At 41.4% G+C, this 15911-nt stretch carries 18 protein-coding genes; 13 read left to right on the forward strand and 5 right to left on the reverse strand.

Features of this window, described 5'->3' with window-relative positions; all coding sequences use genetic code 11:
* Positions 1-108: 108 nt before the first annotated feature.
* Positions 109-612, forward strand: a complete 504-nt coding sequence (locus A3774_RS11540; RefSeq protein ID WP_067867407.1) for a DUF4124 domain-containing protein — start codon at positions 109-111, stop codon at positions 610-612.
* Positions 613-797: 185 nt separating this feature from the next.
* On the opposite strand, the gene A3774_RS11545 is transcribed toward A3774_RS11540, so the two are convergent.
* Genes A3774_RS11545 through A3774_RS11555 form a run of 3 tightly spaced genes read right to left on the reverse strand, consistent with a single transcriptional unit; the run spans position 798 to position 2547 of the window.
* Positions 798-1100 carry a hypothetical protein gene (locus A3774_RS11545; protein ID WP_067867410.1) on the reverse strand — a complete coding sequence of 101 codons (303 nt, stop codon included), beginning with the start codon at positions 1098-1100 and terminating at the stop codon, positions 798-800.
* Position 1101: 1 nt separating this feature from the next.
* Positions 1102-1962, reverse strand: a complete 861-nt coding sequence (locus tag A3774_RS11550) for a hypothetical protein (protein WP_067867413.1) — start codon at positions 1960-1962, stop codon at positions 1102-1104.
* Positions 1963-2547 (reverse strand): PilZ domain-containing protein, encoded by a 585-nt coding sequence (locus tag A3774_RS11555; RefSeq protein ID WP_067867416.1) that lies wholly within the window; start codon positions 2545-2547, stop codon positions 1963-1965.
* Positions 2548-2760: 213 nt separating this feature from the next.
* Here A3774_RS11555 and A3774_RS11560 point away from each other — a divergent pair, with 213 nt between their 5' ends.
* Together A3774_RS11560 and A3774_RS11565 are read left to right on the forward strand one after the other, a co-directional pair.
* Positions 2761-4005, forward strand: coding sequence for a lipoprotein-releasing ABC transporter permease subunit (locus tag A3774_RS11560; RefSeq protein WP_067867421.1), 1245 nt, complete (start codon positions 2761-2763; stop codon positions 4003-4005).
* Positions 3998-4696, forward strand: coding sequence for an ABC transporter ATP-binding protein (locus tag A3774_RS11565; protein WP_067867423.1), 699 nt, complete (start codon positions 3998-4000; stop codon positions 4694-4696). The genes A3774_RS11560 and A3774_RS11565 overlap by 8 nt, the downstream gene beginning before the upstream one ends.
* Positions 4697-4740: 44 nt before the next feature.
* Here the strand turns inward: A3774_RS11565 and A3774_RS11570 are convergent, their stop codons facing one another.
* Positions 4741-5229 (reverse strand): DUF2062 domain-containing protein, encoded by a 489-nt coding sequence (locus A3774_RS11570; protein WP_231867974.1) that lies wholly within the window; start codon positions 5227-5229, stop codon positions 4741-4743.
* Positions 5230-5341: 112 nt separating this feature from the next.
* On the opposite strand from A3774_RS11570, the gene A3774_RS11575 reads away from it, so the two are divergent.
* The 9 genes from A3774_RS11575 to A3774_RS11615 all read left to right on the forward strand — a co-directional run bounded on the left by A3774_RS11575 (position 5342) and on the right by A3774_RS11615 (position 14458).
* The gene (locus A3774_RS11575) at positions 5342-7651 is read left to right on the forward strand and encodes a DNA internalization-related competence protein ComEC/Rec2 (RefSeq protein ID WP_082792429.1); all 2310 of its coding nucleotides are present in this window, start codon (positions 5342-5344) and stop codon (positions 7649-7651) included.
* 47 nt (positions 7652-7698) lie between these two features.
* Complete coding sequence (locus A3774_RS11580; RefSeq protein ID WP_067867431.1) at positions 7699-8319, forward strand: MotA/TolQ/ExbB proton channel family protein; 621 nt, start codon at positions 7699-7701, stop codon at positions 8317-8319.
* An 11-nt stretch (positions 8320-8330) separates the two neighbouring features.
* Positions 8331-8750: an ExbD/TolR family protein gene (locus A3774_RS11585; protein ID WP_067867434.1), complete on the forward strand. Its 420-nt coding sequence runs from the start codon at positions 8331-8333 to the stop codon at positions 8748-8750.
* Positions 8747-9772, forward strand: coding sequence for a tetraacyldisaccharide 4'-kinase (gene lpxK, locus A3774_RS11590; RefSeq protein WP_067867437.1), 1026 nt, complete (start codon positions 8747-8749; stop codon positions 9770-9772). Before A3774_RS11585 ends, lpxK begins: the two co-directional genes overlap by 4 nt.
* Positions 9765-9950 carry a Trm112 family protein gene (locus A3774_RS11595; protein WP_067867440.1) on the forward strand — a complete coding sequence of 62 codons (186 nt, stop codon included), beginning with the start codon at positions 9765-9767 and terminating at the stop codon, positions 9948-9950. Before lpxK ends, A3774_RS11595 begins: the two co-directional genes overlap by 8 nt.
* A gap of 9 nt (positions 9951-9959) precedes the next feature.
* Positions 9960-10730, forward strand: a complete 771-nt coding sequence (gene kdsB, locus A3774_RS11600) for a 3-deoxy-manno-octulosonate cytidylyltransferase (protein ID WP_067867442.1) — start codon at positions 9960-9962, stop codon at positions 10728-10730.
* A gap of 3 nt (positions 10731-10733) precedes the next feature.
* Positions 10734-11201: a low molecular weight protein-tyrosine-phosphatase gene (locus A3774_RS11605; RefSeq protein WP_067867445.1), complete on the forward strand. Its 468-nt coding sequence runs from the start codon at positions 10734-10736 to the stop codon at positions 11199-11201.
* Positions 11202-11203: 2 nt separating this feature from the next.
* Positions 11204-12226 (forward strand): UDP-N-acetylmuramate dehydrogenase, encoded by a 1023-nt coding sequence (murB, locus tag A3774_RS11610; protein ID WP_231867975.1) that lies wholly within the window; start codon positions 11204-11206, stop codon positions 12224-12226.
* A 339-nt stretch (positions 12227-12565) separates the two neighbouring features.
* Positions 12566-14458 (forward strand): propionyl-CoA synthetase, encoded by a 1893-nt coding sequence (locus tag A3774_RS11615; RefSeq protein ID WP_067867451.1) that lies wholly within the window; start codon positions 12566-12568, stop codon positions 14456-14458.
* A 56-nt stretch (positions 14459-14514) separates the two neighbouring features.
* Here the strand turns inward: A3774_RS11615 and A3774_RS11620 are convergent, their stop codons facing one another.
* Positions 14515-15360: an SDR family oxidoreductase gene (locus A3774_RS11620; protein WP_067867453.1), complete on the reverse strand. Its 846-nt coding sequence runs from the start codon at positions 15358-15360 to the stop codon at positions 14515-14517.
* Between the two features lie 246 nt (positions 15361-15606).
* On the opposite strand from A3774_RS11620, the gene pqqA reads away from it, so the two are divergent.
* Positions 15607-15678 carry a pyrroloquinoline quinone precursor peptide PqqA gene (gene pqqA, locus A3774_RS16405; protein WP_003243383.1) on the forward strand — a complete coding sequence of 24 codons (72 nt, stop codon included), beginning with the start codon at positions 15607-15609 and terminating at the stop codon, positions 15676-15678.
* Positions 15679-15911 lie beyond the last annotated feature (233 nt).

Below are 15911 nucleotides of genomic sequence, written 5' to 3' on the forward strand. Positions count from 1 at the left end.
ATTCTAATAACGGAACATTGCCGGAATATGACAAAAATAATTTAGCGCTAATTGGCTTTTTGCATATGTAAAAACTTTGTCGCTAGATATAAATCGGAAGAGGTTAAAATGAAAAAACGGATTTTACTGTGTAGCTTTATGATGAGCTTATCCCTCTGTTCTATTGCTGATGAGATGTATAGTTGGGTTGATGAAAACGGTGTTAAGCACTTTAGTAATAAGCCACCTCAAGGGGATGAGAGAGAAACTGTCCGAGGTGAGGTCAATTTTGGTAAATTGAATGGGACTCAGCTTAATACTATGCAGCCTTTTACGCGGCCACAGTCAACAGACCCTGCTAAGCCAACGGAAAATAAAGTAGAGAATAAAAGTGTTGATGAAACCAAAACACCTGTTGCGGATGATGTAGATAAGACAACCCAAGGTAAGACAGACAAATCTAGTTTACAGAGCCGAGCTCAGCAGCTAGAAGGTTATAATAATGGCGGTAAGGCCAAGAGAATTAAGGAGATTAAAGAAGGCTCTGAGCAACAGACCTCTACTAAAACGATCAGTCAAAAGTTAAAGACATACAATGCGTCTAAAGCTGTAAATCAGACGACAAGTGAGTAGATTTCATACTCCCCGCAGCCTTGCAGGAGTAACAGCTGAATAGATGAATTCGCTATTGTTTAAGTAGGTTTTGGTGAATACTTTTCATTGATTATAGCTAGAGTGAAAAGAGTGTCATTTTCTGGGGTTGATGATTTATAGGGATCGGGTGCTAATCTTGACTTTAGCAAGTGACCTTTATGGCATTACTTCTTTTTCTGCTTTAATTTATCCTCGTTTTTATAATATTCATCTTCATAGTATATGCCGCTCACATTGAGTTTTTTTTCTGCCCAACGATTAAATCTGGACCATAGAAAGAAGCCTGGTGTCATCAGGATCATAATACCTAGCATAAGTCCTGATCCTGCATATTTATCAGGCATTTGCTGAGTAATCCAGTCCAAAAAACCAAGCTCTCTGCCAATGTAAAACCATAAAATAAGCCCTACAAATCCGGTTCCTACAGCAAGGTGATGTAAATATTTCTTTGAGTTTTTTTCAGTCATATCATCTATAACGGTGTATGCGTAAGCTTGGCAAGTAGGGCTCTGGGTCAATAATTAGATCGCTACGTTGCTGACGTTTTCGCGTTTCGGGTGGGGTTAAACTGGGTATATTATATTCCGGAAAATTTTCTTTATCACCTAAGGGAAAGAAAATAGGTAGAGGAGCATTTCTTGCTTTGCGTAATAATTGCTCATTCTCTTTCCATAAGATATTAGCACGCATCAATGGTACTTGTGGCTGTAATTGAGCTAAATGTTCTGTTTGGGGTATTTTAGCCAGAGCTTCGAGCTGCAGTTGTATGTGTAATTGAGAGGTATCCATTTTAAGGAGTTTTTTTTCAGCGCTAGCAACTGAGACTTTTTTGATACTTCTGCCGCTGGTATACCAACTAAATAAAACCTTTGCGGGAGTGCTATCTAATACAGGAAAAAGGCGATAGCACTGTTTTAAGTGTAAACGTGCTAAGCCTTGACTCTTAAGCTCAATATTTAGTTGCTCGGAACGTTTTTTTAACAGAGATAAAGGGTCGCCTACTTGTTCTCTAAATATTTTCACCGAATGTTGGAAGTTGGTCTTGGCGTGATTGAGTTGATGAATAATCGGGATAAGCTCAAGTGGAACACCAATTATACCATATAGGTTATCGGTTTTTCGTCCATCCCCTTCATGTAGGTGCCAAATATTAGTGAGGGTGTTAGCAACATTGAGCAGGGATGTCTTCGGTTGATGGTTAGATAGTATCCAATGCTGTGTTTTATTTTCGTCATTATAGTGAAGTAGCAGTGAGCGAAACTGCTTTAAACGTTGATTGAGATGATCAAAATCCCTGACTAAGATTTCTGTTTCGCAACGCTTGGTCATTTAATTATCTTCAGCGGGTGATTCCGACCCTTGTTGTCTTAATCTTGCTTGGCTCTCAAAAATTTGACGAGCCAAAACCATCCGGCAGCTTTCAGGCATTTTTATAAATTCTATACCTATCATAAACCCGCCATCATCTAAGGCTTGACTGCGGCAGCATTGAGCATACAAAAGTAAGCCTAAACAGGATTCAGGGAAAACCAATTTGACCGATACAAATGTGCCTATGTCGAAAGCCTCGTTGCTTTTAAATTGAATACCTCCTTCAGAGAGGTTTACTTCTTGAACCTCTGAGTTGGCGATGATCATTTCATTTGAAGCGATGGCTTGCGCAATACGCTCTATTTTATCGTGTATGATCTGTAGGAAAGAGGCTACGTTACTATCTTTTTCCGAGATTTTTCGGAGCAAATGGTGGCTTTGTGAATCTATTTCTTGAAGTTCACTTAAAAGCAAAAAGTTTGGAGAAACACCAAATTGGGTAGGGCTAGGGTGATGTTCAATCTCTGATTCAGCAATGACCTTTAGCTCCAGTGAAACACGTTGGTCTATTCGGAAATACTGGCGGCGGTCTTGTTCCTGCATTGATGAGCCCTCATCGGTGTAAGTGGTTTATTAACGAGTATAAGTACAAATGCATAGAAAAGCACCACTATAAGGACTTTTTATTAGCATGATTTTATTGAGGTTTTAAGTTGGTTTGTACCTATTAAACAGTAGGTTAGCTATGTTTCGTGTCATTATAAATTAACAGTGTAAACTTTTTACACAGTGACCTTTCTATGGTTTAATCGCGCCATGTTTAAACCATTATCCCTATTTATTGGATTGCGCTATACCGCAGCTAAGCGAAGCAATCACTTTATCTCTTTCATCTCATTGGCTTCGATGCTTGGTTTAATGCTCGGAGTTGCTGCGCTGATCGTTGTTCTTTCTGTTATGAACGGTTTTGACCGTGAGCTGAAACAGAGAATTCTCGGTATGGTGCCGCATGGTTCAATTAGTGCTTACGGCAAACCGCTCGAAAACTGGCCAGTGTTGGTTGAACAACTTTCCCGTCATCCTGATGTTGTTGCCGCTGCGCCCTTTATCCAAGCGCAAGGTATGCTAACTAATAGTGGTGTTGTACGCGGAGCGTTGGTTAATGGTATCGATCCATCAATCGAGCAAAAGGTTTCTATTCTTGGTGATCACATTACTTCGGGTTCTTTAGAGGCATTGAATCAACAACGGTTTGGGATTGTTTTAGGTGATCTTCTTGCTCGTTATTTGGGGGCTAGAGTAGGGGATAAAGTAACATTAGTCCTTCCAGAAGCCTCTGTTAGTGTCGCGGGTGTTGTTCCTCGTTTAAAGCGTTTTACTGTCGTGGGTATTTTTTCCGTTGGTGCAGAGCTTGATGCAAACCTTGCTTATATTAATCTTGATGATGCCGCGAAAATTAAACGTTTAGGCGAAGGGGTTGATGGTATTCGTCTTAAATTTGATAACCTTTTTTCTGCTCCAGGTAAGGTCAAAGAGATTGCTGCTGGGCTACCGGGTTATTATAGCTCAAGTGATTGGACGCGAACCCATGGTAATCTATTTCAAGCGATTCAGCTTGAAAAACGTATGATTGGACTGCTTCTATTTTTGATCGTTTTAGTGGCGGCTTTTAACATCGTTTCAACACTGGTGATGGTCGTTACCGACAAGAAAGCCGATGTCGCTATATTAAGAACCTTAGGGGCTACACCGGGACGAATCATGCGAATTTTCATGGTTCAAGGTACAGTTATCGGTATTTTAGGGACACTATTAGGTACGTTGCTTGGTGTTACTTTGGCGCTGACTATCTCAGACCTCATTGCTTGGGTTGAGCAGACCTTTAATATTCAGTTTTTAAATGCGGATGTTTATTTTATTAGTTATCTGCCTTCAGATTTACAGTGGCCTGATGTTGGCGTTATTACTGTAACCGCTCTTGTTATTAGTTTTTTAGCGACGATTTATCCTGCATGGCGAGCTGCCAAAACACATCCAGCAGAGGCTTTGCGCTATGAGTAAAGGTAATCGCTCTTCAAATATTGTACTTGAAGCTAAAGCTGTATCAAAAATTTATAAAGATGCAGGTAACGAAGTTGCTGTTTTATCTGAGTTAGACTTCTCTCTGCATCGAGGTGAGCAGTTAGCGATTATTGGATCATCTGGCTCAGGGAAAAGTACGTTATTAAATATATTGGGTGGGCTTGATGAGCCTACTCAAGGAGAGGTGCTTGTAGCAGGAAGGAATCTTCATTCTGGTAATGAATCTGAACGAGCTAAAGTGCGTAATGAAACCTTAGGCTTTGTTTATCAGTTTCATCATCTATTGGCTGAATTTTCTGCCTTGGAGAACGTTGCGATGCCTCTATTGATGCGCAACATGCCGATGAAAGAGGTTGTGGAAGAAGCAGAAGCTGTTTTAAATTCCGTAGGCTTATCCCATCGATTTTTACACAAACCATCACAATTGAGTGGTGGCGAACGCCAACGGGTTGCAATTGCAAGGTCACTTATAGGTAAGCCAGCGGTTGTGCTAATGGACGAACCTACTGGTAACTTAGATAGAAATACCGCGGCGAGTATTCAAACGTTAATTGATAGTTTGAACCAAGATTATGATATAGCTTTTGCTTTGGTAACTCATGACCCTGAACTGGCAAAAAGAACAGGGCGAGTACTTGAGTTGGTGGATGGGGCTCTGGTGGAAAGATGATCATAGCTTGAATAATAGTGTGCTTAATACTTTCCTCTTTTTGTTTATTTATTCCTTTTAGTCCGCTTTTTCCAGTTGTGGTTTACATGCCAAGTCCATAAGCCATGGACGGTAAAGAATCCGATAACACCAAAAAACAATCCCGATAGCACAGAGCCTAACAGTAACGGCCACCATATGTGTGATATTCCACTCTCCCAAAACTCTATACTCATTTCAAAATGGATTGAGCTACTGGGGTTTCCAATCAAAAAGCTACCGACCAAATAGTTAAAATAGAATATAGGTGGAATAGTGAATGGGTTGGTTAGCCAAACCAAACTAACCGAAATAGGCAGGTTACTACGTACAGTAATGGCGATAACTGCAGCAACAAGCATCTGAAGTGGAATTGGAAGAAATGCGCAGAATAAACCCACAAAGAAAGCTCTAGCCACTGATTTGCGATTCAGGTGCCAAAGGTTAGGTTCATGAAGGTGGTGCCCAAGCCAGCTCAAATATTTGTGCTGTTTGAATTTTGCTTCATCTGGCATGTATTTTCTTATAAGTTTGCGTGGCATTATCTAACTTACTTATTATGGGCTAGCAAACGAGCGTAATGGGCATTATGCCCGCTGCTCTTAACTAAGCCAAGGAAAGTTAAGCATGAGATCAAGGATGATCGCAATTGCTGTCGGTTTTTTATGCGCCGCATGGCAGCCTCAAGTTATACCTATTACTGGTTGCATTTGTATTGCACTTTTAACATTGGTCTACGCTTTTTATGGTAGATCTTCTTATAAGCCATTTTTTATCTGCTGTTGTGCTGCCTTTCTTTATGCATCCTGCTGGGGTCATTGGCAGCTTTCTCATAAATTACCCGATCAATTACTGCGCTCTGACTGGGTTGTTTCGGGCAAGCTAGTAGGCCTTCCTAATGTTGAGGAGGGAGTCATTAGGTTTAACTTAGATGTTAAGTCGATGGAGTTACTCCGCTTATCGGCAAGTTCACAAATAAGTATTCAAAAAGCAAATGCTATAACAGATACAGATCTTAATGTCCGTTTATTAAAGCTGGCTTGGTATAAGCCTACTAAAGATCTCATACCTGGGCAGTATATTAAACTAATCGTTAGGCTAAAGCCTCCCCATAGTTTAGTTAATCCATCTGGGTTTGATTATGAGCGCTGGTTGTTAACGCATAAAATAGATGCCACGGGTTATGTTCGAGAATTTCTTGGTTCAGAAGATTATATGGATCAGGGAGTCACGAGTTTACGCTACGCTATAAATAAGTTGATAGAGAGTAGGTATGAAGAACCAAGTGATCGGGCTTTAGTTCAAGCCTTAGTCACTGGCTATAAAGATAATCTATCGCAAGATGATTGGGAAAAGCTGCGAGAAAGCGGAACGGTACATCTTGCGGTTATAAGTGGATTACATATTGGTTTTATTGCCCTTGTTGGTTGGTGGCTGGGTCGTATACTGTCAGCGTTTACTCCACGTCTTTATTATTTACCTTACCTTTTGTCCGTTGTTTTAGCGGGTTTATATATGCAAATTGCAGGCGGGGAGGTTCCGACCCAGCGCGCTTTTATTATGGTTCTCGTCTTTACGCTGTCAGGGTTATTGAAGTGGTATATCGATATTTGGCAGCGTTGGTGGTTAGCTTTAGTTTGTGTGCTTATATTTTCGCCTTTAGCGGTTCTCGAGATGGGGTTTTGGTTATCTTTCTCTGCTGTGGCACTGCTTATCTGGTTTGGCCAACAACCTGTACGTTGGTATAGCATCATAAAGATTCAATTTTTACTGCTGATTGGCATGTTGCCTTTTTACCTGTATTTCTTTTCTGGGGTGTCTTTAATTGCCCCTCTAGTGAATATCATTGCTATTCCTTTACTCTCGTTTCTAATTGTTATTATTGCCGTTAATTTGGTTTTTTCAGGTTTTTCTATACCTCTTTTAAGTCAGTGTGAATCTGCTTTAGTTGATCTCTTTTGGACGCTTGTTGATATGTCTGCTAATCAGGCTTGGGCCTACTTAGTAATCGATTATCCTAGTCTCGAGGCCATTGTTTTTGCGGCAATCGGAGTGATTATTTTAATTATGCCATCGGGTTTAGTGCCTAAATACTTAGCTCTTTTTTGTTTTTTATCTTTGGTCAGTCACGAACCGTTTATAGATTATGCAGTTGACAAGAAAGCAGTCGATGATAAGAACTTCTCAGCTATTGTTTTTGATATTGGCCAAGGGCTTAGTGTTTTAATAGAGGTAGGGGAGTATCGAGTTTTATATGATACAGGCGCTTCTTATCCTTCTGGTTTATCTGCATTTGAACGAGCTGCTTTGCCTTATTTTAAGCAAAAGAAAATCAAACAGCTTGATTACATGATCTTGAGTCACAATGATAATGATCATGTAGGTGGTTTCGCTAAGATTAAGCAATGGGTTGATATCAAAACCATTTTTTCTTCATTTCATCCAACCAATCAAAAAATAAAAACCTGTCAAGAGGGGGTGAGATGGAAAATTAACGGTGTGGACTTCGAGTTTCTAGCAGGGTCTAAAGGTCGTAATGATAATGATCGTTCTTGCGTATTACTTATCTCTAACGGGGATTGTTCTCTATTACTACCAGGGGATATTAGTAAGGCTGTAGAATCTAAAATGGTTTTAAAGCATAAGCGGCTTAAAATAGATCAACCATTAACTTGGTTAGTTGCTTCCCATCATGGCAGTCGGACGTCCAGCTCTGATACATTTCTAACCGTAATCTTACCTAAGCATGTTATTTTTAGCGCGGGTTATGGAAATGCATTTAATCATCCACATCCGGAGGTTGTTAGGCGCGCAAAAAGCTATGCAGCGCATACCTATACAACGGCTATAGATGGGGCTGTATTATTGAAATCGGAAGCGGGGCAAGCCTGTAGTACAACAACAATGCGCAAAGATGAAAAACGCTTCTGGAGATAGATTAATTCAATGTGGTAGAGTACGGCGCAGTTAAAGGAGAAATTACTGTGTTTGAAATTTTAAAATCAGGTGGTTGGTTGATGATACCAATCGTAGCATGTTCTATTATTGCCTTAGCTATCTGTTTAGAGCGCCTGTGGACATTGCGTCCCAGTAAAGTTGCCCCAGCCGGACTGTTGGCTGAGGTATGGGCGTTAATCAAACAACGTAATATCACTGCTGAGCGGTTAAGAGATATTAAGAATAGTAGTCCTCTAGGTGTGATTCTCGTTGCCGGGCTGAATAATGCTTCTCATGGTCGTGAGATAATGAAAGAAAGTATTCAAGAGGCGGCAGGGCAGGTTGTCCATGATCTTGAACGTTTTCTTAATCCCTTAGGTACTGTTGCGGCAATTACTCCGCTTTTGGGGCTGCTAGGTACGGTTATCGGTATGATTAAGGTGTTTACCGAAATAATGATTCAAGGCACTGGTAATGCCAATGTTCTTGCCGGCGGCATCTCCGAAGCCTTGATTACTACGGCGGCTGGCTTAACGATCGCAATTCCAGCTTTAATATTCCATCGTTACTTTCAGCGAAGAATTGATTCCTTAGTTATTACGATGGAGCAGGAAACCGTAAAGCTCATAGAAGTCATGCACGGTGAACGTGATATTGATGTTGAGTAAGGGATAATAGTGTGAGATTTCCTAGACAAAAACGGGAAGAGGTTAATGTAAACCTGACTCCACTGATTGATGTGGTTTTTCTGCTACTGATCTTCTTTATGGTTTCAACAACGTTTACAAAAGAAACTCATTTAGAAGTGGATCTTCCACAGGCATCGGGAGATAAAAGTGTTGTAGAAGAGCAAATCTTAGAGATATTAATCACGGATGAGGGAAATTACAGTGTTAATGGTAAGCCTCTAGTCAATACTCAAGCAACAACGTTACGACGGGCATTAAAAGAGCTGTCAGGTGAGAAACGAGATATGCCTCTTGTGATTACAGCTGATGCAAAGACACCACATCAATCAGTTGTTACTGCTATGGATGTTTCTGGGCAACTTGGTTTTAGTAAGCTAAGTATTACGACTAGGGATCCGGACAGCGAATGAGTTGGCTTGAAACGCGCTGGTATAATAGTTTAGCACCGGCGCCTATTTTTTTAAGACCTTTAGAGGCTTTGTTCAAGTGTCTAGCAGGTCATAAAAAAAAGCGAGATCTGATCTCTCAATGGGACGCTCCAGTGCCTGTTATTGTTGTCGGCAATATTAGCGTGGGTGGGACAGGGAAAACCCCTTTAACCGTTTATTTAGTGGACCAGTTAAAGGCGCAAGGTTATAAGCCTGGCATTATTAGTCGGGGCTATAAAAGTAAAGCGCCTCAATATCCATTTGATGTTTCTCTTGCCGTCTCTTCAGATGAGTCAGGCGATGAGCCTTATATGCTGCAGCGCCGTTGTCAGTGTCCGGTTGTTATTGATGCTGATAGGCGATCTGCAGCGGAGTATCTGCTCTCTCATTATGACTGTGATCTGATCATTAGCGATGATGGTTTGCAACATTATCGCTTGGCGCGAGATATTGAGATTGCTGTAGTTGATAGTGAGAGGGGGTTAGGCAATGGTCATTGCTTGCCTGCCGGTCCGTTGCGTGAAGAGCCTTTACGCTTAAAGAGCGTAAATTATGTGGTTAGCAATGGCGGAGAGTGTGCAGCTTTACCTAAAGGGGTTGTTGCGTATGATATGCAGTTGATGCCTTGCTTTTTTCATCCATGTGGCTGGAATAGTGCGTCGAGTCGTTCTTATCCGTTCAATGAGTTTCCATATAAAAAAATTAATGCGGTGGCGGGCATTGGTCATCCTCAGCGTTTTTTTAATACGTTAAAATCAATAGTGGGTGCAGAGGTCTTAGGCTACCCAAAACCAGATCATTATTCATTTAGCGAGAGTGATTTTAATTTCGCTGATGGTGTAACCGTTATGACGGAAAAGGATGCTGTGAAGGTATCCACACTAAATTTAAAGAATGCATGGTATCTTGAGGTTTCAGCTCAGCTACCAGATAGTTTTATGTCAGTATTAATCGAGCAACTTAAACATATTGCGAATAAGAAGGGTAATAAACGTAATGGATAAAAAATTGTTAGATATTTTGGTATGCCCTGTCGCGAAAACGCCTTTGGAATACAATGAAGAAACAAAAGAGCTTATTTCAAAAGCGAGTGGTTTGGCATATCCGGTCCGTGATGATATTCCTGTATTGCTTGAAACAGAAGCGCGAGAGTTAACTTTAGAAGAACGTGAAAGTAAGTAAGGTAATTACATGAGTTTTGCTGTCATCATACCTGCGCGCTTTGCGTCAACGCGCTTTCCCGGTAAACCCCTTGCTGATCTGCAAGGTAAACCAATGGTTCAACATGTTTATGAACGAGCCTGTGAAAGTGAAGCCAGTCGAGTACTCATTGCTACAGATAATCAACAGATTGCTGATGTGGCACGTGGGTTTGGTGCTGAAGTCTGTATGACATCAGCAGATCACCCCTCAGGAACTGACCGCTTACAACAAGTAGTATCTGATTTAGGGTTTTACGCGGATGATATTGTTGTGAATGTTCAGGGTGATGAGCCTCTTGTCCCAGCTCGAATTATCAATCAGGTTGCACACAACTTAAAAGCAGAGCCTGAGGCAAGTATTGCGACCTTGAGTGAACCTATTACTGATATTGAAAGTTTACTTAATCCTAATGTGGTCAAAGTGGTGTCTGACATAAGAGGTATAGCTCTCTATTTCAGTCGAGCTCCAATCCCTTGGCCACGTAATGAGTTTGCTGACGATCCATCAAGATCATCTATGCCGCTCAATTTTCCATGGCAACGTCATATAGGTATTTATGCTTATCGCGTTAAGCTGCTGAATGACTTTGTTAAATGGTCACCCGCAGCGGTCGAAGAAACTGAATGCCTTGAGCAGTTAAGGGCTATGTGGAACGGCGCACGAATACATGTCGCTGAAGCAGATGAGCAACCACCGGCAGGTGTTGATACTCCTGAAGATCTGGAGCGTCTTAGACGTTTACTTGAGCAAGGCCTGTAATAGATGAAGAAGGTTCTATTTGTTTGTCTTGGTAATATTTGTCGCTCACCTACAGCGGATGGCGTGTTTAAGAAGTTGGTTAGCACGCAGAGACTTCATAATAAAATTTATGTAGATTCAGCAGGTACTGCTGCATATCACATAGGTAATCCGCCGGACTCCAGATCCATCGCTGCAGCAAAGCAGCGTGGTTACGATTTGTCATCTCTGCGTGCACGTCAGGTGATAAGTGCTGATTTTGAAGAGTTTGATTATGTGCTGGCGATGGATAATGAAAACCTCTCTAATCTGAAGTCTATATGTCCTGAAAGCGCCAAGGCTTATGTGGGCTTGTTTCTGGACTTTACTGCGCTGCCTGTAGATGAAGTGCCTGACCCTTATTATGGCGGTGAGGGTGGCTTTGAGCATGTACTCGACCTTGTTGAATCTGCATCGGCTGGTTTGTTACAGCATATTCAAAAGGAGCTATGAGAGTGCAGTGGCAAAAAGATATTGATCTGACCCATAAAAATAGCTTTGGTTTTCCTGCTATAGCGGATCATTTTGCAGAAGTGGATCAAATTGAAGATTTAGAATCGGTATTAGACTCTGTTGAAAAAAATGGCTGGCCACTTCTTATTTTAGGGGGTGGAAGTAATTTGGTTTTGAGGGAAAAGATTCCTGGCGCGGTTCTTTCTGTTGCAACACAAGGTTTAAATATTCTTGCTGATAATGAACATACAGCCATTATTGAAGTAGGCGCCGGTGAGAACTGGCATGGATTTATTACCCAATTATTGCAAAAAGGACTGCACGGTCTTGAAAACTTAGCCTTGATTCCAGGGAGTGTTGGTGCGGCTCCCGTGCAGAATATAGGTGCGTATGGTGTCGAGATCGCTGATTGTTTTCATAGCTTGACGGCGTACGATCGAATTAACAAAGAGCTGGTGCAGTTAGGCAAAGATGAATGCCAATTTGGCTATAGGGATAGTCTTTTTAAATCAGACGCTAAAGGTCGGTATATTATTTGGACCGTTCGCTTTTCTTTAAGCACGGTTTTCACCCCTAAGATTGGATACAAAGGGATTTCAGATCATTTAGATGCTTTAGGCATTGTTGAGCCTAGTGCCTATCAAGTTTATCAAGCGGTATGTGATATCCGCATGGGCAAACTGCCACTCCCAACTGAATTAGGCAATGCTGGCAGCTTTTTTGAAAATCCGATTGTCACTGAATCGACGTATCAGCGCTTAAAAGCTCAGTTTCCAGATATTGTTGCTTATCCCGATAAAGCCGGTCATTTTAAGTTAGCTGCAGGATGGTTAATTGATCGAGCTGGCTGGAAAGGCTGTCGAGTGGGCGAGGTTGGTGTATACGACAAGCAGGCCTTAGTGTTAGTAAACTATGGGCAAGGGCTTGCTACCGATCTGCTTAAACTAGCTGAAGATATTTCCCTTTCGGTTAAAAATCAGTTTGATGTGAAGCTGAAAATAGAGCCTAGAATCTATCCTGAATAAACTTCAGATATATTCATCTATTTTTTAAAGCGCTGCTCCTTAGAGTGGCGCTTTTTTGTTTGCGGCCGCGAAAGTTAATCGTTTTATCATTCTTTCGTATAGTAGTGGTTTTCGTATATTGTCGACAATCTGTATTTCTGCTCCTGTGAAATGGGGCTTTGATAACCATTAGCAGTTTATAATTACTCCTTGCTGCAGTAGCAAATAAACCTTTTGTAGTAGATTAATCTACAATAAAGTCAGATAAAGTGTGCGTATAAATCAAAGTAAGTGTCTACAATAATTATAAGCTTGCTAAAAACAACCGATCGTTAACTTTATTATAAAGGGCCTTAGCACATGTCCTATCAGGCAGAATATTCAAAATCTATAAATACACCCGAAGCGTTCTGGGGTGAAAAAGCTCAGGATCTAGCATGGTATAAGCAACCAGAGAAAATTCTTTCCAAGGATGAGAATGGAATAGATCGCTGGTTTGCCGATGGCGAGCTTAACACCGCATATCTTGCTCTTGATTACCATGTTGAGAATGGTCGTGCCGATAATACGGCGATTATTTATGATTCACCGGTGTCTGGGCAGAAGCGTAAAATTTCATTTTTAGAACTGCGTGATGAAGTCGCTAAGTTTGCTGGCGTGCTTAAAGCTCAAGGTGTAGAGAAAGGCGATCGTGTTGTTATTTATATGCCAATGATGCCTGAAGCCTTAGTAGCGATGCTTGCTGTTGCTCGCTTGGGTGCTATTCACTCTGTCGTCTTTGGTGGTTTTGCCCCCCATGAATTAGCGGTACGAATTGATGATGCTGAGCCGAAAGTGATTGTTTCTGCTTCATGTGGCATTGAGATTTCAAAAGTTATTGAATATAAGCCCATGCTGGATGAGGCGATTGAAAAGTCTGCCTACAAGCCTTCTGCCTGTGTGATATTACAGCGCCCAGAAGCTAAAGCTACAATGATTGAAGGTCGAGATATCGATTGGAAAGAAGCAGTAGCAAATGCAGAGCCAGCGGATTGTGTGCCAGTTAAAGGTACCGACCCACTTTATATTTTGTATACATCAGGTACTACAGGTAAGCCTAAAGGAGTTGTACGTGATAACGGTGGCCATGCGGTTGCCATGAAATATTCTATGAAATCAATTTATAACGTTGAAGCGGGTGATGTTTTCTGGGCTGCTTCCGATGTAGGTTGGGTTGTAGGTCACTCTTATATTGTTTACGGCCCTCTCTTGGCTGGTTGTACGACAATTGTTTATGAAGGTAAGCCGGTACGGACACCTGATGCAGGTGCGTTTTGGCGTGTTTGTGAAGAGTATAAAGTTAAAGTGCTCTTTTCTGCGCCAACAGCTTTCCGTGCGATTAAGAAGGAAGACCCTGAAGGTAAGCTAATCGCAAATTACGATCTATCTAATCTCCACACAGTCTTTATGGCTGGCGAGCGTTTAGATCCACCAACTTATCATTGGACTATGGAAGTAACAGGCAAGCCTGTTATTGATCACTGGTGGCAGACCGAAACAGGTTGGGCGATCTGTGGCAATATGACCGGTATTGAAACGCTTCCACCAAAAGCAGGATCTGCGACTGTGCCTATCTCTGGTTTCAATGTTCAGATTCTTGATCCTGATGGGAATGAGCTTCCAGCGGGTGAGCAAGGCGCAATAGCTTTGAAATTACCGCTACCTCCTAGCTGTTTACCAACAGTGTGGGGTGATTATGAGCGTTTCCGTACGGGTTATTTGACTGACTACCCAGGCTACTACTGTTCCGGCGATGGCGGTTATAAAGATGAAGATGGCTATGTTTTCATTATGGGGCGTACCGATGATGTTATTAACGTAGCGGGTCATCGTTTATCTACAGGTGAAATGGAAGAGATTGTTGCAGATCATCCTGCTGTAGCTGAATGTGCTGTTATTGGTATTAATGATCCATTGAAAGGGCAGCAGCCTATAGGGTTTGTTTTGCTGAAGAATGGCGTTGATATTGATGGTCAGCAACTCGAATCAGAACTTGTTGCATTAGTGCGTAAAGAGATCGGTGCTGTTGCTTGTTTTAAGCGCGCAGTTATTGTTGATCGCTTGCCAAAAACGCGCTCAGGAAAAATCTTACGTAAATTGATGCGACAGATAGCAGATGGTCAAGATTACACTGTCCCTTCTACTATCGATGATCCTGTTAGTTTATCGGTCATTGAAGACGTTATGTCTGAAAATGGTTTAATAACTTCGTAAAGTTTTAACAGTGTATTACCCTTAGCTCTGTGCAGGCGATCTTCGGATCGCCTTTTTTATTTATTCTCGCTATTAGATATTTTGTTAAGCACCCAGTCTAAGCATCTTGTAGAAAGAGCTCTCCGCAGTATGGCGAATAACTTAGTAGGAAAAGTAACGTAATAGCGGGATTTTGGTCGATTGCTTTCTAAAGCATGCTTTAACGCCAGATAAACGGCGTCAGGGCCTAAGGTAAAAGCATCTTTTTTCTGGGTAGACTTTTCTTTCGCTAATCGTCTTTGTACTGCCGTATATATATCTTTATGTGCGCTTGTTTCTACATCAATATTGTTATTGAAAGCAATATGGGCATTTTTTCTAAAACTGCTCTCTATAGGGCCCGGTTCAATTAGGCTCACTTTTATATTGGTATCAGAAAGCTCCTGCCTCAACGTATCTGTTAATCCCTCTAGTGCAAATTTAGAGGCGTTATACGCACCGCGATATTTCATGGTAATAAGACCTAAAACCGAGCTGTTTTGAATGATTCGTCCATGCCCTTGTTTTCTCATCTGTTTGATAGCTTTGCAGGTAAGTTCATGCGTGCCGAATAGGTTGGTCTCGAACTGTTGGCGTAATGTGTCGCGTGATAAGTCTTCTACTGCACCTGGCTGACCATAGGCCCCATTATTGAAGAGGGCATCGAGTTGGTTAGTTTGCTGAAGAACCCAATCTAAGGCGTAGCTAATAGATTCGCTATCTTGGAGGTCTAGTTTTATGCTTTGAAAGCCTTCTCTTAATAGGCGATCCACATCGACCTGCTGGCGGGCAGTGGCAAAGACTTGATAGCCATCGGCTTGCAACGCCTTGGCACAATAATAACCTATACCTGAAGAGCAGCCAGTAATAAGAATAGTAGGCATTATTAATAGACCTTGTTGTTGAATTTAACGGGGCGGTCAATGCCGCTGATTATTGTTGCAGACTTTAGCATATTGATATAATTCATGTTCAGCGCTATAGTGAACTAATAGAACGGATGGCAGGACTCTCATTCAAACGAAATGAGGTGTTTTTTAATTCCAAAGTATCATATATGATATAGGTCAGCCTTCTTATTATGTTTATGGTATACACCTTTTAAATAACAAAAACAGAGGATAAGCATTATGTGGACTAAGCCAGCTTACACAGACCTTCGTATCGGTTTTGAAGTAACTATGTACTTCGCAAATCGTTAATAGAAAATTCTATTTTTGATTCTATAATTACCCCGGCCTTTGTCGGGGTAATTTATCTTGGAAGGACCCTAATCGCGTTCGCGATCTCTTAAATGCTATCCGCTCACTTTCCTGTTACGTTGCATCTTGTTAAACACAGGAATATGACAGTCATAAAGAAGAAAAATAATGAAAGTACAAGTATTAGGCTCAGCCGCTGGCGGCGGTTTTCCTCAGTGGAACTGTAACTGTCG

This window comes from Neptuniibacter marinus (assembly GCF_001597725.1).
Taxonomy (GTDB): Bacteria; Pseudomonadota; Gammaproteobacteria; order Pseudomonadales; family Balneatricaceae; genus Neptuniibacter; species Neptuniibacter marinus.

Excerpts from the sequence above, each read along its gene's own strand:
- A3774_RS11540 (WP_067867407.1), top strand. The coding sequence starts at position 109 with ATGAAAAAACGGATTTTACTGTGTAGCTTTATGATGAGCTTATCCCTC.
- A3774_RS11545 (WP_067867410.1), bottom strand. The coding sequence starts at position 1,100 with ATGACTGAAAAAAACTCAAAGAAATATTTACATCACCTTGCTGTAGGA.
- A3774_RS11550 (WP_067867413.1), bottom strand. The coding sequence starts at position 1,962 with ATGACCAAGCGTTGCGAAACAGAAATCTTAGTCAGGGATTTTGATCAT.
- A3774_RS11555 (WP_067867416.1), bottom strand. The coding sequence starts at position 2,547 with ATGCAGGAACAAGACCGCCGCCAGTATTTCCGAATAGACCAACGTGTT.
- A3774_RS11560 (WP_067867421.1), top strand. The coding sequence starts at position 2,761 with ATGTTTAAACCATTATCCCTATTTATTGGATTGCGCTATACCGCAGCT.
- A3774_RS11565 (WP_067867423.1), top strand. The coding sequence starts at position 3,998 with ATGAGTAAAGGTAATCGCTCTTCAAATATTGTACTTGAAGCTAAAGCT.
- A3774_RS11570 (WP_231867974.1), bottom strand. The coding sequence starts at position 5,229 with ATGCCAGATGAAGCAAAATTCAAACAGCACAAATATTTGAGCTGGCTT.
- A3774_RS11575 (WP_082792429.1), top strand. The coding sequence starts at position 5,342 with ATGAGATCAAGGATGATCGCAATTGCTGTCGGTTTTTTATGCGCCGCA.
- lpxK (WP_067867437.1), top strand. The coding sequence starts at position 8,747 with ATGAGTTGGCTTGAAACGCGCTGGTATAATAGTTTAGCACCGGCGCCT.
- A3774_RS11595 (WP_067867440.1), top strand. The coding sequence starts at position 9,765 with ATGGATAAAAAATTGTTAGATATTTTGGTATGCCCTGTCGCGAAAACG.
- kdsB (WP_067867442.1), top strand. The coding sequence starts at position 9,960 with ATGAGTTTTGCTGTCATCATACCTGCGCGCTTTGCGTCAACGCGCTTT.
- A3774_RS11605 (WP_067867445.1), top strand. The coding sequence starts at position 10,734 with ATGAAGAAGGTTCTATTTGTTTGTCTTGGTAATATTTGTCGCTCACCT.
- A3774_RS11615 (WP_067867451.1), top strand. The coding sequence starts at position 12,566 with ATGTCCTATCAGGCAGAATATTCAAAATCTATAAATACACCCGAAGCG.
- A3774_RS11620 (WP_067867453.1), bottom strand. The coding sequence starts at position 15,360 with ATGCCTACTATTCTTATTACTGGCTGCTCTTCAGGTATAGGTTATTAT.